The sequence below is a fragment of the Pseudomonas sp. GW821-FHT05D12 genome (genome assembly GCF_059419825.1).
Window position 1 is genome coordinate 57367 of the sequence record NZ_JBWKSN010000020.1, and the last position, 26846, is coordinate 84212.

The 26846-nt window shown below is 60.2% G+C and carries 24 protein-coding genes and 1 pseudogene; 10 read left to right on the forward strand and 15 right to left on the reverse strand.

The features are described 5' to 3' along the window. Window positions 1-74: 74 nt before the first annotated feature. On the reverse strand, window positions 75-701 hold the full coding sequence (locus AC07SI_RS28210; RefSeq protein WP_106802823.1) for a TetR/AcrR family transcriptional regulator: 627 nt from the start codon (window positions 699-701) through the stop codon (window positions 75-77). Between the two features lie 124 nt (window positions 702-825). Between AC07SI_RS28210 and AC07SI_RS28215 the strand changes: the two genes are divergently transcribed. The 3 genes from AC07SI_RS28215 to AC07SI_RS28225 all read left to right on the forward strand — a co-directional run bounded on the left by AC07SI_RS28215 (window position 826) and on the right by AC07SI_RS28225 (window position 4362). Beyond that, entirely contained in the window at window positions 826-1884 is a 1059-nt protein-coding gene (locus AC07SI_RS28215) for an MBL fold metallo-hydrolase (RefSeq protein ID WP_262134373.1), read from the forward strand. A gap of 387 nt (window positions 1885-2271) precedes the next feature. Continuing rightward, a complete protein-coding gene (locus AC07SI_RS28220; RefSeq protein ID WP_495006960.1) occupies window positions 2272-2733 on the forward strand; it encodes a hypothetical protein in 462 nt (153 codons plus the stop codon). A 126-nt stretch (window positions 2734-2859) separates the two neighbouring features. Further along, window positions 2860-4362 carry an amidase family protein gene (locus tag AC07SI_RS28225; RefSeq protein ID WP_495006961.1) on the forward strand — a complete coding sequence of 501 codons (1503 nt, stop codon included), beginning with the start codon at window positions 2860-2862 and terminating at the stop codon, window positions 4360-4362. 48 nt (window positions 4363-4410) lie between these two features. On the opposite strand, the gene AC07SI_RS28230 is transcribed toward AC07SI_RS28225, so the two are convergent. The 7 genes from AC07SI_RS28230 to argH form a co-directional block, all read right to left on the reverse strand. Continuing rightward, window positions 4411-4791 carry a helix-turn-helix domain-containing protein gene (locus AC07SI_RS28230; protein WP_495006962.1) on the reverse strand — a complete coding sequence of 127 codons (381 nt, stop codon included), beginning with the start codon at window positions 4789-4791 and terminating at the stop codon, window positions 4411-4413. 106 nt (window positions 4792-4897) lie between these two features. Further along, window positions 4898-5845 carry a hypothetical protein gene (locus AC07SI_RS28235; protein ID WP_495006963.1) on the reverse strand — a complete coding sequence of 316 codons (948 nt, stop codon included), beginning with the start codon at window positions 5843-5845 and terminating at the stop codon, window positions 4898-4900. Between the two features lie 54 nt (window positions 5846-5899). Further along, window positions 5900-7069 (reverse strand): MFS transporter, encoded by a 1170-nt coding sequence (locus tag AC07SI_RS28240; protein WP_106802829.1) that lies wholly within the window; start codon window positions 7067-7069, stop codon window positions 5900-5902. A 177-nt stretch (window positions 7070-7246) separates the two neighbouring features. Beyond that, window positions 7247-8068 carry an ABC transporter substrate-binding protein gene (locus AC07SI_RS28245; RefSeq protein WP_495006964.1) on the reverse strand — a complete coding sequence of 274 codons (822 nt, stop codon included), beginning with the start codon at window positions 8066-8068 and terminating at the stop codon, window positions 7247-7249. Between the two features lie 25 nt (window positions 8069-8093). Then, a complete protein-coding gene (locus tag AC07SI_RS28250; protein WP_495006965.1) occupies window positions 8094-8858 on the reverse strand; it encodes an amino acid ABC transporter ATP-binding protein in 765 nt (254 codons plus the stop codon). 24 nt (window positions 8859-8882) lie between these two features. Next, the gene (locus AC07SI_RS28255; RefSeq protein WP_017134649.1) at window positions 8883-9761 is read right to left on the reverse strand and encodes an amino acid ABC transporter permease; all 879 of its coding nucleotides are present in this window, start codon (window positions 9759-9761) and stop codon (window positions 8883-8885) included. 106 nt (window positions 9762-9867) lie between these two features. Beyond that, on the reverse strand, window positions 9868-11295 hold the full coding sequence (gene argH, locus AC07SI_RS28260; RefSeq protein ID WP_495006966.1) for an argininosuccinate lyase: 1428 nt from the start codon (window positions 11293-11295) through the stop codon (window positions 9868-9870). A 193-nt stretch (window positions 11296-11488) separates the two neighbouring features. Between argH and AC07SI_RS28265 the strand changes: the two genes are divergently transcribed. Beyond that, window positions 11489-12448 carry a LysR family transcriptional regulator gene (locus AC07SI_RS28265; protein ID WP_065909189.1) on the forward strand — a complete coding sequence of 320 codons (960 nt, stop codon included), beginning with the start codon at window positions 11489-11491 and terminating at the stop codon, window positions 12446-12448. A gap of 242 nt (window positions 12449-12690) precedes the next feature. Here AC07SI_RS28265 and AC07SI_RS28270 read toward each other — a convergent pair whose 3' ends face one another. The 7 genes and pseudogenes from AC07SI_RS28270 to AC07SI_RS28300 all read right to left on the reverse strand — a co-directional run bounded on the left by AC07SI_RS28270 (window position 12691) and on the right by AC07SI_RS28300 (window position 19491). Then, entirely contained in the window at window positions 12691-13335 is a 645-nt protein-coding gene (locus tag AC07SI_RS28270) for an HAD-IB family hydrolase (RefSeq protein WP_065909191.1), read from the reverse strand. Window positions 13336-13407: 72 nt separating this feature from the next. Continuing rightward, window positions 13408-13581: pseudogene (locus AC07SI_RS28275) on the reverse strand (HNH endonuclease); the annotation flags it as partial. Between the two features lie 62 nt (window positions 13582-13643). Continuing rightward, window positions 13644-14894, reverse strand: a complete 1251-nt coding sequence (locus tag AC07SI_RS28280) for a ribonucleotide-diphosphate reductase subunit beta (RefSeq protein WP_495006967.1) — start codon at window positions 14892-14894, stop codon at window positions 13644-13646. A 606-nt stretch (window positions 14895-15500) separates the two neighbouring features. Continuing rightward, window positions 15501-16784 carry an ABC transporter substrate-binding protein gene (locus tag AC07SI_RS28285; RefSeq protein WP_495006968.1) on the reverse strand — a complete coding sequence of 428 codons (1284 nt, stop codon included), beginning with the start codon at window positions 16782-16784 and terminating at the stop codon, window positions 15501-15503. A gap of 37 nt (window positions 16785-16821) precedes the next feature. Next, a complete protein-coding gene (locus tag AC07SI_RS28290) occupies window positions 16822-18090 on the reverse strand; it encodes a DUF1479 domain-containing protein (protein WP_495006969.1) in 1269 nt (422 codons plus the stop codon). A gap of 131 nt (window positions 18091-18221) precedes the next feature. Then, on the reverse strand, window positions 18222-19085 hold the full coding sequence (locus AC07SI_RS28295; RefSeq protein WP_065909199.1) for a helix-turn-helix domain-containing protein: 864 nt from the start codon (window positions 19083-19085) through the stop codon (window positions 18222-18224). Window positions 19086-19221: 136 nt separating this feature from the next. Then, window positions 19222-19491, reverse strand: coding sequence for a DUF2790 domain-containing protein (locus tag AC07SI_RS28300; RefSeq protein ID WP_027607759.1), 270 nt, complete (start codon window positions 19489-19491; stop codon window positions 19222-19224). A gap of 398 nt (window positions 19492-19889) precedes the next feature. Between AC07SI_RS28300 and acs the strand changes: the two genes are divergently transcribed. From acs to AC07SI_RS28330, 6 genes are all read left to right on the forward strand, one after another. Continuing rightward, window positions 19890-21845 (forward strand): acetate--CoA ligase, encoded by a 1956-nt coding sequence (acs, locus tag AC07SI_RS28305; RefSeq protein ID WP_120449584.1) that lies wholly within the window; start codon window positions 19890-19892, stop codon window positions 21843-21845. Window positions 21846-22539: 694 nt separating this feature from the next. After that, window positions 22540-23325 (forward strand): ABC transporter substrate-binding protein, encoded by a 786-nt coding sequence (locus AC07SI_RS28310; RefSeq protein WP_065909201.1) that lies wholly within the window; start codon window positions 22540-22542, stop codon window positions 23323-23325. Window positions 23326-23416: 91 nt separating this feature from the next. Further along, window positions 23417-24106, forward strand: coding sequence for an ABC transporter permease (locus tag AC07SI_RS28315; RefSeq protein WP_032886746.1), 690 nt, complete (start codon window positions 23417-23419; stop codon window positions 24104-24106). Beyond that, entirely contained in the window at window positions 24103-24801 is a 699-nt protein-coding gene (locus AC07SI_RS28320; RefSeq protein ID WP_106802836.1) for an ABC transporter permease, read from the forward strand. Before AC07SI_RS28315 ends, AC07SI_RS28320 begins: the two co-directional genes overlap by 4 nt. A gap of 1 nt (window position 24802) precedes the next feature. Next, window positions 24803-25915, forward strand: a complete 1113-nt coding sequence (locus tag AC07SI_RS28325) for a succinylglutamate desuccinylase/aspartoacylase family protein (RefSeq protein ID WP_495006970.1) — start codon at window positions 24803-24805, stop codon at window positions 25913-25915. A gap of 27 nt (window positions 25916-25942) precedes the next feature. Further along, a complete protein-coding gene (locus AC07SI_RS28330; RefSeq protein ID WP_010208310.1) occupies window positions 25943-26707 on the forward strand; it encodes an ABC transporter ATP-binding protein in 765 nt (254 codons plus the stop codon). The last annotated feature ends 139 nt before the right edge of the window (window positions 26708-26846 follow it).

A 26846-nucleotide genomic window follows, 5' to 3' on the forward strand; every position in this document is an offset into this window, starting at 1 on the left:
CTTCCAGGCCATTTGCGCAAAACAGAGGGCTAATACGTCAAAAACGACCTGGAATGTCGCACACGCAACAGGTTTTACGGCTGGCGGGGCGCAGTGACTTCATAGCCGGCCAGGAACAGATCAATGGCGGACTCGATGACGCTGGCCTGGTTGGCCGCATCCAGGGTGGGTTGGCCGAGGGTGATCTGTGGCCAGAAGGCGAAGGCCTTGAGCAGGCTCTGGATCTGGTGGGCGGCAAAGGCCGGGTCGCTGCAATTGAGACGTCCGTCTTCCTGCGCGGCGCGTACCCACTGGGTGAAGCCTTCTTCACGCTTGCTCAGACGGTTGACCATGTCTTGCGCGCGTTCCGGCGAATGAATGGTGGCGGCGATCGCCACGCGGGCCAGGTCGAGGAAATTGGCGTCCGACATCATTTTCATCTTCGCCTCCAGCAACCCACGCAATTGTTCGCGCAATGGGCGGTCACTGGTATAGCTGACGTCGAGTTGGGCGACGCTGCTGGCCCAGAGTTGGTGGAGAATTTCGGCGAACAGCTCTTCCTTGCTGGGGAAGTGGTTGTACACCGTGCGCTTGGATACGCCGGCGGTGGCGGCGATCTTGTCCATGCTGGTGACCTCGAAACCGTTGGCGCGAAACTCGGCAATAGCCGCAGCCACGATGGCTTCGCGTTTACGGTCAGTGAGGCGTAGAGGGGCAGTCATGGGCGGCGCTCGGCTCGTCAGGGTAAATTACACTCAGTAGTTTACTTGCTCGGGGTTTTGTTGCAATCTAGAAACTACACTGTGCAGTGTAATTTTATGCGCGATCGGTAGGAGTCTCTCAGTTATGGCCACGATTTCAAGCCGTCTCAAGCCTTCGCCTGCGGCGCCCAAGCCTGCCGAGCAGGACCAGGGGCATTTCAGCAACGACGCCCCGGTGCAGCACGGCGGCTTTGGCAAAACCTTGCGTATCTTTTGGAACATGCTGTTCAACAAACCGCGCAGCACGCGGCCGGTGGGGCAGATCCCGGTGCAGCCGCTGACCCGCGAGCAGTTGCTGGCGGCGCCGGATCACAGCGTGTACCGCCTGGGGCATTCCACGGTGCTGCTGAAAATGCGCGGCAAATTCTGGCTGACCGACCCGGTGTTTGCCGAGCGTGCCTCGCCGTTCAGTTGGGCCGGCCCCAAGCGTTTTCATCAGCCGCCCATCAGCCTTGAAGAGTTGCCGCCGCTTGAGGCAGTGATTCTTTCCCACAACCACTACGACCACCTTGACCACAAGGCTGTCATCCAATTGGCCGACAAGACCCGGCACTTTCTTGCGCCGCTGGGCGTGGGCGATCTGCTGATCAAGTGGGGCGTGGATGCCAGCAAGGTGCGGCAACTGGATTGGTGGCAAGGCACTGAGGTGGATGGCCTGCGTTTTGTCGCCACGCCGGCGCAGCACTTTTCCGGACGCGGCCTGTTCGATGCCAACCAGACCTTGTGGTGTTCCTGGGTGATGATCGACGGCGCACGGCGGATCTTTTTCAGCGGTGACACCGGCTACTTCGATGGCTTCAAGCGCATCGGCGAACAGTACGGTCCGTTTGACCTGACGTTGATGGAAACCGGCGCTTACAACGTCGACTGGCCGCACGTGCATATGCAGCCGGAGCAAACCCTGCAAGCGCATATCGACCTCAAGGGCCGCTGGTTGTTGCCGATCCACAACGGCACCTTCGACCTGGCATTCCATGCTTGGCACGAACCGTTTGATCGCATCATGGCCTTGGCCTGGGAACGCAATGTCTCGATCACAACGCCGGCGATGGGGCAGGCGTTCAGTTTGAACCAGCCGGAACGTGGCAACGCGTGGTGGCTGGACGTGGAAACCCAAGGGGCCCAGGAGCGCCTGTTGAGCTGAGCTGTGGGAAAAGGAGTTTTCAAGCTGTTTCAGGGCTGCGACAGACGCCAGCCAAGGGTGCGATGATCCCCGGAAGTCGGTTTTTCGGGGGTACTTCTTATGGAAGGCAAAGGTAGGACATCTTGGCATGGGGGCACGTGCCCGACCGGGCACGCGGTGTCAGCGCTACTCGAGTCGGCAGTCTCGGCGCCCCTCCTCAAACAGCTGCTGAACGAACCGGCGAGTGCGCACGGTATCGCTTTTGGCAGCGATCCGCAGTCTCATGCCCACCCCGAAGGTCGCATTCCGACCCCTGGCTACACCTCTCCGGCTCTTCCGCTGAAACCGGTGCGTGATCCGTCGTTATCGTTGATTGCCTTGAGTGGCGTTGACCCTTCGGGGCCGGTCATGGTGGAGGTACCCCTGGTGCAGAACAACAACGTCTTGGCGGTCAGCCAGGCATTGGCGGGCAGGCGCATCGGCTTCGCCGAGCGGTTTGTGCGGGGCGAGCCGCTGGAGCACACCACCGCCTTCTTGAACGCGCTGGACGTGCTTCGCCGAGCCGGGGCGCAACTGGTGCCAGTGCTTGCACAGCGTAGCGATGACAGCCTGCTGTTCGACCTGCACACCCGCAACGAAATCGACGCGCATGTGAGTGAAAATCGACTGGATGCGTTGGTGTCGGACAGCCGCAGCGCGGCGTTTCATGCGGCCTGCTGGACCGGCTACCCGGTGCATGGCGAGCCGCTCGAAGAGGGCGCGACGGTGTGGTTCTACGGTGCGCGTTGGTCGAAGGATGCGCTGCAGGCGCTGGTTCAGGAATACCGCAGCGCGCAAGGCCTGATGCCGGCACCGGTGCAATTACAGTGACCGGTTGTGTTGACTAATCCTACGCCGTGAACGCCTTGGGTCGGGCTGCCTGGGGCGCGAGGCCTTCTTAGACTGGTGATGGATCAACGTCGATCCCTCGTCATTTCTTAATCCTGAAGAGGTCTTATGATCGGTCTTGTATACGGTGTAGGGGCTGTCGTTCGGCAAGTCGCGCAGTCCTGGGTTGTCGACCCTGTGCCCGCAGTTTCAAAATCCGTAGCCCCAGGTACCGAGTACCTCAGTGTCAGCGAGCTCGGCGCGCAGATGGCCAGGCCCGGCGGACTCACATCGGTGAGCCTGGTCAACTACCTGCAACAGCGCGTTCTCAAGCTCGACCCGCAATTGAACGCCGTGATTGAGCTCAATCCGGATGCGCTGCGCACTGCTCGCGAGTTGGATCAGGAGCGCGCCAGTGGCAAGGTGCGCGGGCCGCTGCATGGTATTCCCATCCTGCTCAAGGACACCCTCGAAACCACCGGCATGCAAACCAGTGCGGGAGCATTCGGCTTGGTGGGTGCGGCCGTCGGCAAGAACGCCCCGCTGGTCGATAACCTGATCAAGCAGGGTGTGGTGATCCTGGGGAAAACCAATATGACGGAGCTGGCGGGCTTTCGTGGCGCGCCCGATGGCTGGAGCAGCCGGGGCGGGCAAACACTTAACCCGCATCAGGCAGATGCTGACGTGGGGGGCTCCAGTTCCGGTTCGGCGGCCGCGGTCGCCGCCGGGCTGGCCCCCTTGGCAGTCGGGGCGGAGACGAATGGTTCGATCATCGTACCGGCGGCACTCAACGGCGTGGTCGGGCTCAAGCCCAGTGTCGGTTTGCTGGACCGTAACGGCGTCATTCCGGCCAGCCGGCGACAGGACACGCCGGGCCCGATGGCACGCTCGGTGTATGACGTGGCGCTGATGCTCAATGCCATGTCAGGCCGCGACCCTGATGACCCGCATAGCGTGGGCGCTCCCGAAGGCGTGGACTACACGCGGTTTCTGGTACCCGGCGCGTTGACGGGCAAGCGCATTGGTTATCCGACGACGTTCAGTGCAAACGGCGAAATCCTGCCTGTGGTCAACAGTGCATCATTTACGCGGACACTTGAGGTGCTGCGTGATCAAGGCGCGGTCCTTGTGCCCGTCGACATGCGCCTGGCCGACGCATCACGCTATGAGGAGTTGCTGCTCTCGGATGTGAAGGAGGAAATGAATGCTTACCTGGCCAAACGCCGCGGATTGCCAGTCAAGTCGTTGACGGAGCTGATCAAGTTCAATGAAGACCGCGACGGCACCGAGACCGATCACCAGCAGATGCTCAAGGAAATAGCTGCCTCCACTTTGACGCCGGATCAACGAGAGCCGCTGTGGGACGAGCTGATCGAGGATTTTCGCAGCACGGTGGATGATCCGATCAAGGCAGAAAACCTTGATGCCATGGTGACCGACTTCGAGACCAACGCTTATTTCGGCGTGGCCGCTGCGGGTTACCCGGGGATCACGGTGCCTTCCGGAACGAACGAGGACGGCCTGCCCACCAGTGCCTACTTTTTCGGCACCCGCTGGGCTGAACCGACCTTGCTGGCGGTGGCCCATGGGTATGAGCAGGCGGCCCAGGCGATGGTCAACCCCAGGCTCTGAAGCTACACACCGCCGCGCGCGGCCGGGTTGTGGTGGTCCGGCTGGACCCTACGCGCCATTCGGTTGGGGAGTGGCTGAGTCAATCGATGCCGCAGTTGAGCCCATCAGCCGCGAAAGAATGGTGGGTGCGGCGGGCTCGGTCGGGTGGGTATCGAACCTGCGCACGCTCATGCCCCACCCCGGCGCAAACCCCGGGAAAAACACCAGCCCTTCGGCCTCCAGGCGGAACGCCACGGCCAGGCGGGTTTCATCACCCACGTCGCCCAGGCTTTCGAATTGTTGGATGGCCTCTACCGTCACGTCGGCCTGGCGCGCCAGGTCTTCGCGGCTCCAGCCCAGCATCGCGCGGGCCTGTACGCTGTGTTTGGCGGTGAATTGATGCAGGACGATCTGCTGATCGACGAAAGAGCGCATTGCCAGAGAGGACATGGAATTTCTCCAGGGTTCGACGGGGAGGACAAACTATACTGTGTTTTTGTACAGTTGTTTTGACCGCTCATCAACTGGATTTTGTTGATGGCTTTTCAGCCCCCCTTTATTCCAGTCCCGGCGCCTCGCGAATAAGCAGGTGATCGAGGTTTTCGATATTCGCGCTGAACACCCCGAAGGTCTGCTCGGGGTTTTTCTTGCTCGGTACCTGTTTCAGCTCCGGCGTCACGCCGTAGAAGAAGCAGTACAACGCCCGGTCACTGTCTGCCGCCGCCCTGATCTGCTCCAGGAATACTGAGCGTTTGCGGTAGTTCTCGATGAGCTTTTTGCTCAGGTAGACGTTGACGGAATAGGGCTTCTTGTCGAGCCACACCTTCTTGTCGAAGTCGATGCGAAAGCTGCTGGTGTAGTCCTTGATCGCCTTGATCTTGCCCCAGTAGATCAGGCCCTTGTTGTCCTGCAGGTATTCGATTTTCTTGAAGAACGTCGAGTAGGTCGCGGTGTGGTCGCCGATCTTCAGCGGCATGTTTTTGAGCTTGTCCTTGTCGTCGATATTCGACACAAAGCATTCCACCGGGTGGGCAAACACGCTGGTTTTGTCCGGGGTGGTGTCGTGGGAACTGCCGGACGGGCTGGTGCGGCTTGACGGCGTTTTCTCAGGGCCCTGTGGGAGTTGTCCTTGAGGGCTGGTAACCGGGGTTTTAGCCGCGTACGTACGCCGTGTCAGGACAAATTCCGATGGGAAGTTTTCCTCGCGCTCGTCGTCATTTTCGCCGGTCGCGGTCTTGTGGGTACTGGCGTAACGGCAGCCGTCGATATGCCGGGTGCTCGGGGTGTTCTTGAAGTGCGGGGTGCGCAAGTAGTTGACGTTCTTTGCGTTGAACGTACTCAACACATTGCCTGCCGCGAAGGCTGCACGGCAGTCATCGTTGGGGCAGAGGAAACTGTCCTGGTCGGAATCGAAGGCGACGGTTTCGTCGAAATTCAGGTCACGTACGTCGTAGATCGACAGCTTGTCATCGAGACTCAGGCTGTAGGCCGTGTCGAATTTCATGGGGCTCGGGTCCGTGAGAAGTTTCTCTATTAATAGCCGGATCCCGCGTAAATATCAGCAAGAAACTGCGACCCGCCGCCCGCTCAAGAAGCACAGCGTGCCGCCCATGGCCGTCAGTGCTCCCAGCGCATAAAACATGCTGGTCGGCGCGGCATTGATCAGCAGGTAGCCGCAAATCACCGGGCTCATCGCGCCGCCAAATGCCGCCAGGTTCTGCGCGCCGTAGTAACTGCCGCGCAGTGCATCCGGGGCGATGGTGTCGATGAACAGGAATTCCGACGGGTAGATGATCATTTCGCCCAGGGTGAACACAAACATTGCCAGGCACCAAGTGAGCAGGCTGTCGGCCAGGCTGAAACCGATCAATCCGAGGATGAACAGCAAGGTGCCGAGCACGATCCAGTAGCGTAGTTGTTCACGCTTGAGAAAACGCCCGATCTGGTACTGCATCAAAATCACGGTAATGGCGTTGCAGGCCAGCACCGCCGACAAAATCTTCAGCGCCTCGGCAGGTTTGTAGGCAACCAGCAGAAATTGCGACAGATAAAGCGTATAGCGCCCGTGGACAATGGTGCTCAGCAGGCTGCCGCTGGTAAACAGGATCAACGTGCGATCACTGCGCAAGGTGCGCAGGGTGCTGAGGAAACTCAGGGGTTTGTTGCTGTCGTCGCGCTGGGTCGGCGGGATGCCGATCATCAGGAATACGCTGCCAAACGCGATGGCGCTGGCGATCAGGAACGGCGCCAACTGCATGTGTCCGGCGATCACCACGCCGACCATCGGGCCGGTGGCGTAGCCGACGTTGGTCAGGGTGTAGCGCAGGGAAAACACCTTGGCGCGGTCGCCCACCGGCAGGTTCTCGCTGATGATCGCCTTGGAGCCGATCAGGAACAGCGCCGACGCGGCTTCGGTGATCACCAGGGTCAGGGTGGTGAGGTAGAGGTTGCTGGCAAAGGTCAGCAACAGAAAACCGATGGCGCTGGAGAGCATGGCCAGGATCAGCAGCTTGCGCTTTTCCAGGCGGTCGATGATGTAGCCGCCATACAGGCCCAGCAGGGTCGCGATGAAGACGGCAATACCCATCAGCAGGCCGATGTCCTGTTGGTTGAGGCCCAGGCGGGTGCTCAGCAGCAGGGCCAGCAAGGGGCTGGTCATGGCGCGGCTGACCACGATGGTCACCGAGCAGATCATCAGGCGGCGGATTACCAGGGAGTAGGTGGCCACGGTGGGGCGGATGTCCTTATTCTTGAGGCAGGTTACGATCTTTCATACACAACAGATCCCTTGTGGGAGCGGGCTTGCTCGCGAATGCGGCGGGTCAGTCGGTACATTCGTCGCTGACACGCTGACACGCTGACACACTGCATTCGCGAGCAAGCCCGCTCCCACATTTGGATCGAGTTACTGGCCGGAATTGATGGTGATCTTCTCGACCGCACCTTGCTCCAGATCCCACTTCTTGAGGATCTTGCCGTAGGTCCCATCTTCGACCATGCCCTGCAACGCCTCACTGATCGCGCTGACCAGCTCTGTATTGCTCTTCTCGATCCCCAGCCCGGTGAACTGCTTGGAAATCGCCAGGCCTACCGGCTTGTACTTGCCCTTGTCCAACGACATCAAATAAGGAATCGTCTCGCTGCCCTGCATCGCCGCATCCAAACGGTTTTGCTGCAACTGGGCACGCGCGTCCGCCGAGCCTTCAGTGCCGATCACCACGATCGCGGGCTTACCTGCTGCTTCGCAGTTTTCCTTGCTCCACGCGGCAATTTCCGACGGCCAGGTCGTACGGCGGCTGGTGCCGACTTTTTTACCGCACAGGTCAGTCAATTCCTTGAGGTCTTCGCGCTTGGCCAGGGTGTACAGCTGTGGGCCACTGGTGAAGTAGTCGATAAACGTCACGGCTTTCTGGCGCTCGGCGGTGTCGCTCATGCCGGATAGCACGATGTCGACGCGCTTGGTGGTCAGCCCGCTGAGCATCTGCTCGAAGCCGGTTTCCTGCCATTTGATCTTCACGCCCAGGCGCTCGGCGAGGGCGTTGCCCAGGTCGAAGTCCAGGCCCGTGAGCTTGTTGGTGGCGGTGTCCTTGAAGTCCATCGGCGGGTAGTTCGGCACGATGGCCGCGCTGATTTCACCCTTGTCCTTGATTGCCGCCGGCAATGCCGCGAATACACACGAGGAGGCCATCAGGCCTGCGAGCAACGTTGGGATAAACAATGTTTTCATGGGGGCGTTCTCGTTAGTTTTTTAGTTAAGTGCGAACGGCAGAAATAAAGCTTTGGGTACGCGGGTTTTGTGGGCTTATTAGAATTTCTTCCGGGCTGCCGGCTTCCACAATCTGGCCGGCGTCCATAAACACCATGCGGTTGGAGACTTCACGGGCGAAGCCCAACTCATGGGTGACCACGATCATGGTCATGCCGGTGGTAGCCAAATCGCGCATCACCGACAGCACTTCTCCTACCAGCTCCGGGTCGAGGGCTGACGTGGGTTCGTCAAACAACATCAGCTTGGGGCGCATCGCCAGCGCGCGGGCAATCGCCACACGCTGTTGCTGGCCACCGGACAATTCCACCGGGTAGGCATTGCGCCTGTCCGCCAGGCCGACGCGGGCCAGCAATTCCAGCGCGTCCTCGGTGGCTTCCTTGGGCGAACGCTTGAGCACCTGGCACGGGCCTTCGATGATGTTCTGCAGCACGGTCATGTGCGGGAACAAATTGAAGCGCTGGAACACCATGCCGGTGGCCAGGCGCTGGCGCGCGATCTGCGATTCATTCATTTCGTGCAACTTGTTGCCGACGACGCGGTAACCCACCAGTTCGCCGTCGACCCAGAGGCCACCCTTGTCGATTTTTTCCAGCTGGTTGACGCAGCGCAGCAGCGTGCTTTTACCCGAGCCGGACGGGCCGATGATGCACATGACTTCGCCTTGCTCGACCTCGATATTGATGTCGCGCAGCGCGTGATACTGGTCGTAATACTTGTTCAGGTTGACGGCCTTGACGATGCTTCTCATGGGGCAAATCTCCTCAACCCAGACTTACGAACGCTTGCCGGCGCCGCGGGCAAAACGACGCTCGAGGCGGCTTTGACCAAATGAAAGAACAGTCACCACCGCCAGGTACCAGATGCCGGCAACAATCAGCAGCTCCATGACCCGCGCGTTGGCGTAGTAGATGTTTTGCGCGTTGTGCAGCAGCTCCGAGTACTGGATCACGCTGGCCAGGCTGGTCATTTTCACCATGCTGATGAACTCGTTGCCTACAGGTGGAATGATCACTCGCATCGCCTGCGGCAGAATGACCCTACGCAGCGCTTGCAGGCTCGGCATGCCGATGGACTTGGCGGCTTCGTACTGGCCGGTGTCCACCGACAGCAGGCCGGCGCGCACCACTTCAGCGGTGTAGGCACCCTGGTTGATACTCAGGCCAAGCAGGGCGGCCACGAATGGCGTCATCAGGTCGACGGTGTCGATGCTGAACAGGCCGGGGATCGCGATCACCGGGAAAATCAGCGCCAGGTTGAACCACAGCAGCAGTTGCAGAATCAGCGGCGTGCCGCGAAACAGCCAGGTATAGGTGATGGCCACGTAACGCAGGATCGGGTTGGCCGACATGCGCATGATCGCCGTGATGACCCCGATCACCACCCCCAGGGCCATTGCCAGGATGGACATGACGATGGTGTTGACCAGGCCCCAGAGGATGGCCTCAGACGTGAGGAACTGACCGATGTAGGACCATTCGATCTGGCCATTGGCGAAGGCGCGCAACAGCGCGGCCAGTGCGATCACGATCAACGTGGCGAAAAACATCCGTCCGTAATAACGACGCGGCACGTGCTCGTACTGCGTGATATCGAACTGGTTCTCGGACAACTTGCGCTCGGCTTCCAAGCGCTCCGCCGGGGTTTGGTTCATGGTGCTACTCCACTGCTGTACTCGATCCAACGGTTAAAACACGGTCCAAATGTGGGAGCTGGCTTGCCTGCGAAAGCGCCAGCAAACTCACCACAAAGGCCCAGGTTTAAATCCGAAACCCCTGATAACTTTCAGCCCACTGCTGCTGAGCCGCCAACGCCACCTTCAACCGCCCAATCTGCTCCCGAACCCGCTCCGGCGCCGTCCCGCCCCAGCCACTGCGCGCCGCAATCGCCGCCTCCAGGGTCAAGCAGTCGCGCACTTCCGGCAGCAACCGAGCATCCACCTCCGCCAACATCGCCGGCGAGGCTTCCCACAATTCAATCTCATGCTTCTCACAGGCCTGCACCAAGGCGCCGGTAATCTCATGCGCCTCCTTGAACGGCACACCGCGGGTGGCCAGCCAATCCGCCACCTCAGTCGCCAGGGTGAAACCCATCGGCGCCTGACGCCGCAGCTCTTGCACCTGCACTTTCATGGTCGCAACCATCCCGGCCATCGCCGGCAGCACCAGCAGCAAGGTGTCCACGCTGTCCAGCACGCTGTGCTTGTCTTCACTCAAATCGCGGTTGTACGACAGCGGCAGCGACTTGAGCATCGACATCAACCCGGTCAAGTTGCCGATCAAGCGCCCAGCCTTGCCCCGGGCCAATTCGGCAATGTCCGGGTTCTTCTTCTGCGGCATGATCGAGCTGCCGGTGGCGTAGGCATCGTCCAACACCACCCAGCGAAATTGGCGCGAAGACCACAGGCAAAACTCTTCCGACAGGCGCGAAATATTCACCCCAAGCATGCCGGCCACGAACAGGAATTCCGCCACATGGTCACGGCTGGCGACCGCATCAATGGAGTTTTCGCACGGTCCGGTGTAGCCCATTTCCTTGGCCGAATGCTCCGGCTGGCGCGCAATCGCCGACCCGGCCATGGCGGCCGCGCCCAACGGCGACAACGCCGTACGCGCATCCCAATCGACCAGACGCTGCACATCGCGCAGCATCGACTGCGCATGCGCCAACAGGTGATGGGCAAACACAATCGGCTGCGCCTGCTGCAAGTGGGTAAAGCCCGGGCAGATGCTCTCCACATGCTGCTCAGCCTGCTCCACCAACGCCTGCTGCAACGCGAGTACCTCGGTGGTGATGGTGCGTGCATGGTCGCGTAGGAAAAGGCGCAGGTCGTTGGCCGTCTGGTCGTTACGCGAACGCCCGGCGCGCAACTTGCCGCCCAGGGCGCCCAGCCGCTCGGTCAATACGCGTTCGATGAAGGTGTGCACATCCTCGTCATCCAGCGTCGGATGCAGGCGGCCGGCGGCGAAATCCTCGCCGATCCGGTCCAGAGCCTCCAGGGTGCGCAGGGTCTCCGACTCATCCAGCAAACCGGCGCGCTGCAACTCACGGGCATGGGCACGGGAGCCAGCCAGGTCGTAGGGCGTCAGGCGGAAATAGCGCTCAGGGCAACGTGACAACGCGGCCAATGCTGCAGACGGACCGGTCTTGAAACGAGCGCCCCAAAGGCGGTCGGTGGGCTGGGACATGGGTATTCCTCACGCTTGTTTTTAGAAGAGTCGGAGGCAGTAAAAATAAGTTTTCAACTAGACTGAATCAGCGTCTGACGCGCCGTATTCAAGGTTGCCAAGGGCGGATGTTTATGTTCATTATCGCCGCCTGGCTGTGTTCAAGGACTGGGTCAAAGCCTGTTGAATATGGCACTTGAGGTCAACGCGTATTATGGAAACTCCACTTTCCACTTCTGGAAACCTGCCACCCAAACCCGGCACAAGACCGCCCCTGCAACTCAGTGGTTTGGACTTCAAATTGCTCCGGGTATTTATGGCTGTGGTCGAGGCTGGCGGCTTCAGCGCTGCACAAAACGAGCTGAACGTGGGCCTGGCAGCGATCAGCAAACAGATCTCCGACCTGGAAATTCGCATCGGTATGCGCCTGTGTACGCGGGGCCGGGAGGGCTTTGGGCTGACCGAAGAAGGCAAGTTGGTGTATCAGGCGTCTATCGAGTTATTTACCTCGGTCGACAGTTTTCGCGACAAGCTTAGTTCGGCGCAAAATGAACTGATCGGCGACCTTAGTGTGGGCGTTATTGATACTACCGTCTCCGATATCAACTCGCCGCTCATTGCCGCGTTGAGGAAGTTGCACAGCGAGTCGCCAAAAATAAGATTGCGCCTACAGGCCTCGCAACTTGACGAAGTTGAGCGTGGCGTCGTGGAAGGGCGGCTGATTGTCGGCATCGTGCCGGTGTACCAGCGCCGTGAGGAATTCGACTATTTCCCGCTGTATGAAGAAAAAGCCCACGCTTACTGCGCCGTAGGACATCCACTGTTCAATGCGAGCGACATCACCCCCGAGGTGTTGCGCCAGTACGAAGTGGTCAACCACCGGTACGCGATTCACCGCGACAAGGCCAACTTCGTCACCTACGACAGCCAGTCCGCCTCGGCCTCACAAGTGGAAGCCGTCGCCATCCTGATCCTGACCGGCCGCTTCCTGGGCTTCCTGCCAGAACACTACGCCGCGCCGCTGGTAAGGGAAGGGCGCCTACGCGCACTGTGCCCGGACCACGTGCACCTGAGCACCGCCGTCAACCTGATCCTGCGCCACAACGCCCCGCGCAGCCCCATGGTAAAAGCCTTCGCCACCGCCCTGGGCGTAGACCTCAAGGCCGCAACATAACGCTAACGCCAAGCGCCGATCCCAGCACGACATCAATCAACTGTGGGAGTTGTCGAGCCCCAGCGAGGCTACGAAGGGATCACCTCAGTCCATCCGCCGACCTTATCTATCTGCATCGACCCCCAGCACCCCATGCTAGTGCGCTTCCCAGCCTGAAACCGATCAAAATGTGGGAGCCCTCGAGCCCCCGCGAGGCAGCGAAGGGATCACCTCGGTCCACCCGCCGACCCCACCCACCCGCATCACCGCTGCAACTTGCCCTGCTTCTTCTTCGAATGAAAATGCCGAAAATGCGCATCCTGCGCCGCCGCCAGCAACTCCCGATCCCCGCGCGTATCGCCCCAGGCCCGCAGCCGATACTCCCCCAGGTCCCCATACACCGCTTCAAGGCGCAGCACCTTATTCTCACAGCGGCAGTTATTCCCGGTGAGCTTGCCGGTCAACACCCCATCCACCACTTCAAGCTCAGTCCCAATCAACTTGATCCCGAGCCGATCAGCAAACGGCTGCAACACCAACGCCGGCGACGCCGAACACAGCGTCACCACCGCCCCCGAGCCCAACTCCTGCTCCACTGACAACACGCCCGCCGGGCGCATCAACCGCGCCCAATTGCGCTGGCAATACTCCTCGGCCTTCTGCTGCACCCACGACTTCTCGACCCCGGTCATAAAGGTGCGGATCAACTGCGCCTTCAACTCATCCCGGCTGATCAGCCGCAGCAAAAAGCGCAGCCCAGGCACCGCCAGCTTGACCATCCGGCCATAGAACTCGCCAGGGCCAAAGGCAAACTTGAGGAACGGCACAAAACTGTCGTGATGGGTCAGGGTGCCGTCGAAGTCAAAGACGGAAAGTACTTTGGCATCCACAGGGCCGGCTTCGAGCATGTCTGGGTTCACGGGTTGGCCTCGGTCCTATCTAGTATTTTTTGAGTGTGCATCAGGTGTGACAGCAGGAGTTTACTCCCGTGCCAATCTTCCAACTTTGCTATAAAGCGCTGCAGTGAAAGCGTTCCGATCACTCGACCGGTGACAACGCTGATGGCAATTGGGGCACAAGGCTACAGCATTGGTGATGCGATCCGAACCCTTCTGGGCGAGGTGGCCGGCCTGATGTGCTTCAAGAAGTAGCAATTCACTGGGCATAAAAAAGCCCTGAACATGTCAGGGCTTCATGGGGTTGCTTGGCTAAGGAATCAATCCCAGCTCAACGCACCGCCAGTCTGGTACTCGATCACACGGGTCTCGAAGAAGTTCTTCTCTTTCTTCAAGTCCATGATCTCGCTCATCCACGGGAACGGGTTGGTCGTGCCTGGATACTCTTCCTTCAAGCCAATCTGCGACAGGCGACGGTTGGCGATGAACTTGAGATAGTCCTCCATCATCGCCGCGTTCATGCCCAACACGCCGCGCGGCATGGTGTCACGCGCGTATTCGATCTCCAGCTGCGTCCCTTGCAGGATCATCTGGGTCGCTTCTTCCTTCATCTCGGCATCCCACAAGTGTGGGTTTTCGATTTTGATCTGGTTGATCACGTCGATACCGAAGTTCAGGTGCATCGACTCGTCACGCAGGATGTACTGGAACTGCTCGGCGACGCCGGTCATTTTGTTGCGGCGGCCCATCGACAGGATCTGGGTGAAGCCGCAGTAGAAGAAGATGCCTTCCAGGACGCAGTAGTAGGCGACCAGGTTGCGCAGCAGCTCTTTGTCGGTCTCGACGGTGCCGGTTTCGAACTTCGGATCGGAGATCGAACGGGTGTATTTCAGGCCCCAGGCGGCTTTTTTCGCGACCGATGGGATCTCGTGGTACATGTTGAAGATTTCGCCTTCATCCATGGCCAGCGATTCGATGCAGTACTGGTAGGCGTGGGTGTGGATCGCTTCCTCGAAGGCCTGGCGCAGGATGTACTGGCGGCACTCCGGGTTGGTGATCAGGCGGTACACGGCCAGGACCAGGTTGTTGGCAACCAGCGAGTCGGCGGTGGAGAAGAAGCCGAGGTTGCGCATGACGATGCGACGTTCGTCGTCGGTCAGGCCTTCGGGGTTTTTCCACAGGGCGATGTCGGCGGTCATGTTGACCTCTTGCGGCATCCAGTGGTTGGCGCAGCCGTCGAGGTACTTCTGCCAGGCCCAGTCGTACTTGAAGGGCACGAGTTGGTTGAGGTCGGCGCGGCAGTTGATCATGCGCTTTTCGTCAACGGCGACGCGGGCGGCGGAGCCTTCCAGCTCGGCGAGGCCTTCGGCGACGTCGAGTTTGTCGAGGGCGGCCTTGGCGCGGATGATCGCGGCGGAGTCACTGGCGGTGACGGCGCGCGCTTCGATGGCGGCAGCGGCGCCGGCACCGTCGAGGCGGTCCATGTTGGCTTCGGTGGCGTGGCCGGCGTTGGCGCCTTTAGCGGCTACTTCGCCTTCTTCTTCTTTGTCGAATTCGTCCCAGCTCAGCATGACGTGTCGTCTCCTGCGTGAGGGCGCAAAGGGGCCCGTGTGAAACCGGATGGTTGGGTGTTCACACGGCCCTGAGGCCGCGGTGGATCTTAAGGAATCGTTTGTTGCAGCTAGCGCACGCATTAAACGGAATAGGCTAACGGGTGCTCTGCGTGAGGCTTGAGGGGCGGAGCGACAGGTACATGCTCCAGCGCAGGCTCAAGGTCTGGCTCTTCATCCCGGTGTAAAGGGATATTGCAGGCCCGATTTACCCGCGCATTATAGGGAAAAATTCGGCTTTGTGTTGCGGCGGATGGCCTCAGCGGTCGGCCAAAATGCGTGGGGTTACGGCCAGAGTGTTGGTTTGTAAGGGTTTGCTGCTTGAGGATTTTTTTAGCGGCGAGTGGTGGTGTCCAATCGTCGGGAAATCGCCTTGTGGCTTGTATGCGGCTGTTGTGGCGAGCGGGCTTGCCCCGCGTTGGGCAGCGAAGCGGCCCCAGTCAAGGCGCTGAGGTTTTCCTGAGAGAACTCAGCGCCTGATTTTCGGGCCGCTTCGCTGCCCAACGCGGGGCAAGCCCGCTCGCCACGGGGGAGTGTGGCGGCCTTAAAGGTTGTTTAGATCGCGGATTACTGGGCCGCCGCTTTAATGCTGGCAAACATCTGCTTACCCGCCTTGGCCGGGTCCGCATCTTTATTGCTCATGAAGTTGCTCACCACATCAAACACCGCGCCCTGCACGGCTTGGGACGTTGACATGTTGAACGCCATGCTCGGCGCCAGCGTGCCGGCCATTTCCGCCTCGGCGAAATCCTTGGCGGAAGCTTGGGCGCAGCTGTCGAATGTGCTCATGTCGAGGCCCTTGATGACCGGGATCGAGCCTTTGTTCTGGTTGAACACCGTTTGGAATTGCGGCTCCAGGGCGATCTTGGCGAGGTCGTCACGGGCGGCGTTGTTACCGGGCGTGTCGTTTTTGCTCGACAGCTTGAACATCGCCAGTGAGTCGATGGTGTAGCTATAGATGCCTTGAGTGCCGGGGAAGGGCGCGCATTCATAGTCGACGCCGGCCTTTTTGCCGACGGCGCTCCATTCGCTCTTGGCCCAGTCGCCCATGAGTTGCATGCCAGCCTGGCCGTTGATGACCTTGGCGGTTTCCATGTTCCAGTCCTGGCCGGCGCCGTTGGGGTCCATGTAGGTCTTCAGTTTGCGCAGGGCGACGAACACTTCGGTCATTTTCGGACCGGTGAAGGTGGCTTCGTCGTTGTCGATAAAGGCCTTTTTGAAGCCATCGGCGCCGAGGATGCTCAGTACCAGGCCTTCGAATACGGTGGTGTCCTGCCATGGCTGGCCGCCGTGGGCGATCGCGATAAAACCGGCGGCCTTGAGCTTGTCGCCGGCGGCGTAGAGTTCTTCCAGAGTGGTCGGGGCATGGGCGACCCCGGCTTTGTGCAGCACGTCGGGGTTGGTCCACAGCCAGTTGATGCGGTGGATATTCAGCGGCACGGCAACGTAGTGGCCGTCGAATTTCATCAGCTCGGCGATGCTCGGCGGCAGCAGTGTGTCCCAGTGGTTGGCCTGGGCGACGTTGTCGATGCTGGTCAGCAGGCCCAGCTTGCCCCATTCCTGGATGTCCGGCCCTTTGATCTGCGCGGCGGAGGGCGGGTTGCCGGACACTGCGCGAGTCTTGAGCACGGTCATGGCCGCCGCGCCACCGCCACCGGCGACGGCGCTGTTTTGCCAGGTGAAGCCGTCTTTTTCGATCAGTTGCTTAAGCACGTCGGCTGATTTGGCTTCGCCGCCCGACGTCCAGTAGTGGACGACTTCGACACTGCCTTTGCTCTCAGCCGCCTGAGCGGTGAGCGTACAGAGGCTGGCGAAAGAGACTGCAAGGGCAAGGCGATTGACGAGGTTCATAGGGGATACCTTTTTTTGTTGTTATGGACAGCGGTGTTTATTCCAATCCGAGGCCTTTGCGGCCCAGGCTGTTGAGTTGTCGAGGGGTGAAGCGGTCTTGCCACTGTTGCTCGTAGTCTTCCCGGGGGAAGTCGTCCGGCGAGACACCTTGCTCGAATGCCCTGAACACGTCCTTGGCGTAACGCAGATTTTTCGGACACATGGGCGCGGCCGGGACATACATCACATTGCCCCAGCCCTGCTGGTTTTCCACCGGGGCGACGCTGTGGATTACGTCGCAGTGCCACCACACCGAGTCGCCGGCGTGCACGTCCGGAATGGGTGTCATGCCCTGTACCAGCAACGGGTGCCATTTTTCTGAGATGGGCAGCACTTTGCCGGGCGCCACGCCGCACAATTCATCCTCGGGCACGTCATCCAGCAGCGGGCGCAGCAGCATATAAGCCATGGCCTTGGGGATCGGCAGCGTATGCAGCACACCCTGGTCGGCACGCATATCGCACAGTGCCGTCCAGCCCTGGAAGGTGCGGAAGGCCGAGCATTTCACCGTGTCCTTGTAGGCATATTCGTCGACCTCGGTGCGATGCGCGGCATCCCATGGGTCGTACGCCTGGAAGTCATTGCGGTAGATCTTGTCGAAGACCTTCAGGTAGGCCGGATGCAGCCAGCGTTCCAGCGCCCCGGAGTCGGTATGCGGGCCAAGGCCTTTGGATGTGGTGCCCGGTGGGCGCCGGCGGACGCGGTCCGGGTACAGCGCGTTGATGTCCGGATCGAACCATTGCTGGCCTTGGGAATGGGTGGTCCACAACCGGTTGAGGAAGGATTGCGCAGCGCCCATGCGCGGGTGCTGACGCACCTGCATCTGGGCGTCTGACCAGTAGATTGGAAATATCTCCGGGCGGGAGGCGTCGAGGTTGCCGAAAAAGGTGTCAGCCGGGCCGCGATACACCGTGTCGAAATGGTTGTTGTCGAGGTAGTCCAGCAGGCTCTTGTCCCACCCCAGCACTTGCTCACGCGCGAAGTGATTGCGGATCACCAGGCAGCCCCTGCGCTTGATCAGGGCGCGTTGCGCGTCCGTCACCTGGCCGTTGGCGATCGTGTCGAAATCCAGTTCCGGCCAAGCCGAACCGCTCAGCGCCTGCTGGGCTTTGATCGAGGCGATTTCGTCGGCAATGAAAGCGCTGACCTCGGCAAACAAAGCGTTCACATCGCCGATCTGCGCGCGCAGGGTTTTCTTCATGTTGACGATGTTGCGCCGGTAGTCGTCCGGCAACTCGGCACTTTCGAAGGCGTGATAATTACTCATGGGGTGACCTGTATTGTTGTTATGCATACAGGTATGGAATCACCGGGACTGCCTGGGCAGCAGTCCGGTTAGACGCGTTGAGCAGTACGATTGTGGCGTTTGTTGCGTCGTGAATGGAAGAATCGGCTTGGTTACTGGAAGTGATGCCCGTGCTGGGCGCGAAATTGCGAAGGCGTGAGGCCTTTTAGCGCTTTGAACTGGCGATTGAACAACGCCTGGGAGACATAGCCGACCTGCTCGGCGATGGCACTGACCGCCAGGTTGCCCTGCATCAGCAGTGCACAGGCATGTCCGATGCGCAGGCGCACGATGTAGTCCAACGCCGTGCAGCGTGTGTGTTTGCGAAACATGCGATGGAGGGCCGACACGCTGACGCACGCCATTTGCGCCAATTGCGGAATGCCCACGGGCTGGGCGTAGTGGGCATGCAGATAATCCAGCACGCGACGTATGCGCGGGTCTTCGATTACCTGAGGCGCGGCGTTTTCCACCGCAATACGCTGCGCGGCGACGTCTCGCGACAACAGGTTGAGCACGGTCAGCAAAGAGATCAGCCGCTGCGATGCATCCTGCTCGACCATGGCTTCTATCACCGGGCGCAGGACCCTTGAGGTGCTGTCACTGAAACTCAGCGCCTGCTGGGCTGCCGCCAGTAACGCGCGGGTCGGGGCCATTTCGGGAAACAGGCGCACCAGCGATTCCGCCCAGGCTTCGGAAAACCAGATGACGAGTGCGACGTGCGGTTGGGTCGGGTCAATGCGTTCGGCGGACGACCAGCTGTGTGGCACGTTCGGACCCACCAGAACCAGATCGCCGTCGTCGTAGAGCGCCACATCGTTGCTGATATAGCGATGCCCGCGGCTATTGAGGGTGAGGGTCAGTTCGTATTCGGGATGGTGATGCCACTCAAACGGGATCGCCTCCGGCAGCCTGCGGTTCAGCAGGGTCCAGGAGGTATTGGCCTCGGTGGGGATCTTCTCGAAACTGGCTCGCATGAATGTATCCTGCCGTACAGGGAAGGCGGCGACGCCACAATCGTAGCATTCGATTCAAGCGAGGGGAGGGGGCCTCGCCGCAAGAACGATTTCTTGCGGCAAATAAGATCACGCGCAGATCACACTAACTAAGTTGTTATCCGTTCGAACAACCATTGCCCATTACATGGTAATTAAGAATATGACGCTGACCTTGTGAGTCTTCATATTCCATCTTGACCGGCACAACTTCGCAAACTTCCGGGATTGTGCTCATGGACAATACTTTGGCCACATCCAGCTTGGTGCTATAGGTGTAGTCTTCGACAATCGGGGCGTTCTGGCCGGCCAGCTCGGTCGGGGCCTCATCGGCCAGGGCGGCGGTGGCGCACAAGCTGCTGAGGGCCATAACTACGAGAGCTTTCATTACTGTATTTACCTTCTTTAGGTCGAATGGGGTCACGGGGCCCTTGTGAGGCCACGTGTGTAACTTAAGAGTTGGGAAGTTCGGATTAACGTTGCCTTCGTGGGGGCTGTTACGGTGTTAATCACAGTGCCGTGTTGGCGGAGTTGATTTTAGGCCTGCGCGTTATATTCATATACCCGTACTTTTGATAAACACTATTGGCGGTTTTTGTAACAATCGTGTGGTAAAGGTTTTTTCATACAGCTGCAAAGCCCCGCAGGCCACGGGCCAGAGCGGCAAACGGGGATAGCAGGGCAATTTGTAGGGGCTTGTTACTACCATCGTCGAATGGTTCTATGGGGCAGCCCCGGCTACAACAGGGGCCATACAACAACAACTATGTCACCGAGGTAAGAAAGATGAGTGCGGCTTCCCTGTACCCCGTTCGCCCCGAAGTAGCAGCCAACACGCTGACCGACGAGGCGACCTACAAGGCCATGTACCAGCAGTCGGTGGTCAACCCCGATGGCTTCTGGCGCGAGCAAGCCAAGCGCCTCGACTGGATCAAGCCTTTCACCACGGTGAAGCAGACCTCGTTCGACGATCACCATGTCGACATCAAGTGGTTCGCCGATGGCACCCTGAACGTTTCCTACAACTGCCTGGATCGTCACCTCGCCGAGCGCGGTGACCAGGCGGCGATCATCTGGGAGGGCGATGACCCTGCCGAGAGCCGCACCATCACCTACCGCGAGCTGCATGAACAAGTCTGCAAGTTCGCCAACGCCCTGCGTGGCCAGGACGTACACCGCGGCGACGTGGTGACTATCTATATGCCGATGATCCCCGAAGCCGTGGTCGCCATGCTGGCGTGTACCCGCATCGGTGCGATTCACTCGGTGGTGTTTGGCGGTTTTTCCCCGGAAGCCCTGGCCGGTCGCATCATCGACTGTAAGTCGAAGGTAGTGATCACCGCCGACGAGGGCATCCGCGCCGGTAAGAAAATTCCGTTGAAGGCCAACGTCGACGACGCCCTGACCAACCCGGAAACCAGCAGCATCCAGAAAGTCATTGTGTGCAAGCGCACCAATGGCAACATCAAGTGGAACCAGCATCGCGACATCTGGTACGAAGACCTGATGAAAGTGGCGGGCACCGTGTGTGCGCCAAAAGAGATGGGCGCCGAAGAGGCGCTGTTTATCCTCTACACCTCCGGTTCCACCGGCAAGCCCAAGGGCGTGCAGCACACCACCGGCGGCTACCTGTTGTACGCGGCCCTGACCCATGAGCGCGTGTTCGACTACCGCCCGGGTGAAATCTACTGGTGCACCGCCGATGTCGGCTGGGTCACCGGCCACACCTATATCGTCTATGGCCCGCTGGCCAACGGCGCCACCACCTTGCTGTTCGAAGGCGTGCCGAACTACCCGGACATCACGCGGGTGGCGAAGATCGTCGACAAGCACAAGGTCAATATCCTCTACACCGCACCGACCGCGATCCGCGCGATGATGGCCTCGGGCACCGCCGCCTGCGAAGGTGCCGATGGCAGCAGCCTGCGCCTGCTCGGTTCGGTGGGCGAGCCGATCAACCCGGAAGCCTGGGATTGGTACTACAAGAACGTCGGCCAATCGCGTTGCCCGATTGTCGACACCTGGTGGCAGACCGAAACCGGCGGCAACATGATGAGCCCGCTGCCGGGCGCCCATGCGCTCAAGCCGGGTTCGGCGGCACGCCCGTTCTTTGGCGTGGTGCCGGCGCTGGTGGATAACCTCGGCAACCTGATCGAGGGGGCTGCCGAAGGCAACCTGGTGATCCTTGATTCGTGGCCGGGCCAGGCGCGCACGCTTTACGGCGACCATGACCGTTTCGTCGACACCTACTTCAAGACCTTCCGGGGCATGTACTTCACCGGTGACGGTGCGCGTCGTGACGAGGACGGCTACTACTGGATCACCGGCCGCGTGGACGACGTGTTGAACGTGTCCGGCCACCGCATGGGCACCGCCGAGATTGAAAGCGCCATGGTCGCCCACCCGAAAGTCGCCGAAGCGGCGGTGGTCGGTGTACCGCATGACATCAAGGGCCAGGGCATCTATGTCTACGTGACGCTGAAGAACGGCGAGGAGCCGAACGAAGCGCTGCGCCTGGAACTGAAAAACTGGGTGCGCAAGGAGATCGGGCCGATCGCTTCGCCGGACGTGATCCAGTGGGCGCCAGGCTTGCCGAAGACGCGTTCGGGCAAGATCATGCGGCGTATCCTGCGCAAGATTGCCACGGCTGAGTATGACGGGCTGGGCGATATCTCCACCCTGGCGGACCCGGGCGTGGTGGCGCATTTGATCGAGACGCACAAGACCATGAACGTCGCGTAAGCGCGGTTGCGGTGACAAGCCCCACTCGGTTCAGGCCGGGTGGGGCTTTTTTGTGAAGTTTTGCAAACGATGGAGACCCCCTGTGGGAGCGGGCTTGCTCGCGAAAGCGGTGGGTCAGCCAATACAACTATCAACTGGCAGACCGTATTCGCGAGCAAGCCCGCTCCCACATTTGGAATGCATTTCATAACGGGCGTCAGCGGCGTCCGACAGCGCGGCATAACCCTCAAGCCAATAAATATCGGTTTCATCGGTAGGACGTTTCTGAATGTTACCGAGAGCCCTAAATGTGTAACCCATCGCCCAAACCTGAGGCAAAGTGCTACAACATTGCCCCGAAAAAGCGCGTTTTAGACACCCCAAGAAATAAGATTAAACGCCAGACTTGCCGTGCTAGAAGGGTTTGCGAATAATAGGCCCGCAATTTGCAGCATCAACAGGTTTAATATCTTTTGTCTCTGCATAAAATTCAGAGGCTGTCAATGTGCTGGAACGGCTTTCTCGGTGCTTCTGTAAATTGTTGTCGCATTGAGGAAATATCGGCTTCCGGCCTGTCGTTAGAATGCCGATCACTCGCTCGTCGTCGCAGGTCGTTACCTGCGTAGGACGCAGCACCGCAATTCGGTTTCCCTTAAGTCGCATCGTGGGCCATGGCTCATACTGCTGTTTTGCCCTATACCGATGGAGTCCCAAGATGAAGAAACTCGTGCTGTTGGGCGCCCTGGCGCTGTCCGTGCTGTCCATGCAGGCTTTCGCTGAAGGCAAGCCACTGAAGATTGGTATCGAAGCGGCTTACCCTCCGTTTGCCTCCAAAGCTCCCGATGGCAGCATCGTCGGTTTTGACTACGACATCGGCAACGCCCTGTGCAAGCAGATGGACGTCAAGTGCACGTGGGTCGAGCAGGAGTTCGATGGCCTGATCCCGGCGCTCAAAGTGCGCAAGATCGACGCGATCCTGTCGTCCATGTCCATCACTGAAGACCGCAAGAAGTCCGTGGACTTCACCAACCGCTACTACCTGAGCCCAGCGCAGCTGGTGATGAAGGAAGGCACCAAGGTCAGCGACAGCCTGGATGAATTGAAAGGCAAGAAAATCGGCGTGCAGCGCGGTTCGATCCACGATCGCTTCGCCAAGGAAGTCCTGGCCCCTAAAGGCGCCACGGTTGTGCCTTACAGCTCGCAGAACGAAATCTACCTGGACGTGGAAGCCGGTCGCCTCGATGGCACCGTGGCTGACGCTACCCTGCTGCAGGACGGTTTCCTGAAGACTCCAGCCGGCAAAGGCTACGCGTTCGTCGGCCCACAGTTCACCGACGCCAAATACTTCGGCGACGGCATCGGCATTGCCGTCCGTAAAGGCGACAAGGAAAACCTGGACCGCATCAACGCTGCCATTGCCGCGATCCGTGCCAACGGCGAGTACAAGAAAATCCAGGACAAGTACTTCGACTTCGATATTTACGGCGCTGACCCTAAGTAACTCGTCGCAGCTGTCTGTCCAGAATGGCGCAAGCAACAGAATTCCTGAGGTTTGCGCCATTTTTTCATCCCCCTTTTCGAGGACCTGAATCATGTTGAAAGGCTACGGGGCCGTCATCCTCGATGGCGCATGGTTGACGCTTCAGCTCGCCTTGTCGTCCATGGCCTTGGCCATTGTTCTGGGTCTGATCGGGGTCGCGTTACGCCTGTCGCCGGTGCGCTGGTTGGCCTGGCTGGGTGACTTGTACTCCACGGTGATCCGCGGGATCCCCGACCTGGTGCTGATCCTGCTGATTTTCTACGGCGGCCAGGACCTGCTGAACCGCGTCGCGCCGATGCTCGGCTATGACGACTATATCGACTTGAACCCCTTGGCCGCCGGTATCGGCACCCTGGGTTTCATCTTTGGCGCCTACCTCTCGGAGACATTCCGGGGCGCCTTCATGGCCATTCCCAAGGGCCAGGCCGAAGCCGGCCTTGCGTATGGCATGAGCAGTTTCCAGGTGTTCTTCCGGGTGATGGTGCCGCAGATGATTCGGCTGGCGATCCCCGGGTTCACCAACAACTGGCTGGTACTGACCAAGGCCACCGCGCTGATTTCGGTGGTGGGCCTGCAAGACATGATGTTCAAGGCCAAGCAGGCGGCAGATGCCACCCGCGAGCCTTTTACCTTCTTCCTCGCAGTGGCGGCGATGTACCTGGTGATCACCAGCGTATCGTTGCTGGCCTTGCGTTATCTTGAGAAGCGCTACTCGGTAGGCGTAAGGGCGGCTGATCTATGATCTTCGACTACAACGTCATCTGGGACGCCATGCCGCTGTACCTCGGCGGCTTGGTGACCACCTTGAAACTGCTGGCCATTTCGCTGTTCTTCGGCCTGCTTGCCGCCTTGCCCCTGGGCTTGATGCGCGTGTCCAAGCAGCCGATCGTCAATGGCGCAGCCTGGCTCTACACCTACGTGATCCGTGGCACGCCGATGCTGGTGCAGCTGTTCCTGATCTACTACGGCCTGGCCCAGTTCGATGCGGTGCGCGAGAGCTTCCTGTGGCCGCTGCTATCCAGCGCCACGTTCTGTGCGTGCCTGGCCTTTGCGATCAACACCAGTGCCTACACCGCTGAAATCATTGCCGGCAGCCTCAAGGCCACCCCCAATGGCGAGATCGAAGCGGCCAAGGCCATGGGCATGTCGCGCTACAAGCTGTATCGCCGCATCCTGCTGCCGTCGGCCCTGCGCCGCGCGCTGCCGCAGTACAGCAACGAAGTGATCATGATGCTGCAGACCACCAGCCTGGCGTCCATTGTCACCCTGATCGACATCACCGGTGCCGCACGCACGGTGAACGCCCAGTTCTACCTGCCGTTCGAAGCCTATATCACCGCCGGCGCGTTCTACCTGTGCCTGACCTTCATCCTGGTGCGCCTGTTCAAGTTGGCCGAGCGCCGCTGGCTGAGCTACCTGGCTCCACGGAAGCACTGATATGGAACGTATTGATCACCGGCTGCCCTGGGGTCACCTGGGGTGCGAGCGGCAGTTGAGCGTGTTCCGATTCGGCAAAGGCGAGCGCAAGGCCTATATCCAGGCCAGCCTGCACGCCGACGAATTGCCCGGCATGCGCGCCGCCTGGGAGCTGAAGAAACGTCTCACCGAGCTGGAACGGCAAGGCGCGCTCAATGGCGTGATCGAGCTGGTGCCGGTGGCCAACCCGATGGGCCTGGGCCAACTGCTGCAAGGCAGTCACCAGGGGCGTTTCGAAATCGGCAGCGGCAAGAACTTCAACCGCGATTTCGTCGAGTTGAGCGCGCCGGTGGCCGAGTTGCTCCAGGGCAAGTTGGGTGATGACCCTCACGCCAACGTGCGCATGATCCGCCAGGCCATGACCGATACGCTGAATGCACTGCCGGCGCCGAGCAGCCAGTTGCAAGGCATGCAGCGCCTGTTGCTGAGCCATGCCTGCACTGCCGACATCGTCCTCGACCTGCATTGCGATGCCGAGGCCGCGTTGCATATGTACGCGCTGCCCCAGCACTGGCCGCAGTGGCGCTCATTGTCGGCGCACTTGAATGTGAAAGTCGGCCTGCTGGCGGAAGACTCCGGCGGCAGCTCGTTCGATGAAGCCTGTTCATTGCCATGGTTGCGCTTGTCCCAGGCGTTCCCCGAGGCCCAGGTGCCGCTGGCATGCCTGGCGACCACCCTGGAACTGGGCGGCCAGGCCGACACCGGCCGCGACGAGGCGATCTTCCATGCCGAAGGTATCCTCGCGTTTCTGGCCGAGCAGGGCCTGATCAAGGGCGAATGGCCGGCGCCGCAGTACGAGCCGTGTGAAGGCCTGCCTTTTGAAGGCACCGAATTGCTCTTCGCGCCCCACGCCGGGGTGATCAGTTACTTGCTTAAGGCCGGTGACTGGGTCGAGAAGGGCGAACCGATTTTTGAAGTGATTGACCCCCTGGAAGACCGCGTCAGCACGCTTTGCGCGGGCACCTCGGGGGTGCTGTTTGCCGTTGAACGGCTACGTTATGCCCAAGCGGGTTTCTGGCTGGCCAAGGTGGCGGGGCGCGAAGCGCTGCGTCACGGGCGCTTGCTCAACGACTGACCACCTGTTTTTGTGAGAACCGACCGCATGTACAAACTTGAAGTCCAAGACCTGCATAAACGCTATGGCAGTCATGAAGTGCTCAAAGGTGTGTCCCTGGCCGCCGCGGCCGGTGATGTGATCAGCATCATCGGTTCCAGTGGTTCGGGCAAAAGCACCTTCTTGCGCTGCATCAACCTGCTCGAGCAACCCCACGCCGGCAAGATTCTGCTCAACAACGAAGAGCTGAAACTGGTGGCCAACAAGGACGGCGCCATGAAGGCCGCCGACCCTAAACAGCTGCAGCGCATGCGCTCGCGCCTGTCGATGGTGTTCCAGCATTTCAACCTGTGGTCGCACATGACCGCGATTGAAAACGTGATGGAAGCGCCGGTGCATGTGCTGGGCGTGTCGAAGAAAGAAGCGCGTGAAAAGGCCGAGCACTACCTGGCCAAGGTCGGCGTGGGCCATCGCAAGGATGCGTTCCCCGGCCATATGTCCGGTGGCGAGCAGCAGCGCGTGGCGATTGCCCGTGCCCTGGCGATGGAGCCTGAGGTGATGCTGTTCGACGAGCCGACCTCGGCGCTGGACCCGGAGCTGGTCGGCGAAGTGCTCAAGGTCATGCAGGACCTGGCCCAGGAAGGCCGCACCATGGTGGTGGTGACCCACGAAATGGGCTTTGCCCGTGAAGTGTCGAACCAGTTGGTGTTCTTGCACAAAGGCATTGTCGAAGAACGCGGCAACCCGCGCGAAGTGCTGGTGAACCCGCAGTCCGAGCGTTTGCAGCAGTTCCTCTCCGGTAGCTTGAAATAGTCAAGACTGCTTTTGTGCACCGGTTTAGTGCATGCTTCGCAGTCTTAAGTGAGTCCCCATCTAGTGTGGGAGCGGGGGGGGGGGGGGGGGGGGGGGGGGGGGGGGGGGGGGGGGGGGGGGGGGGGGGGGGGGGGGGGGG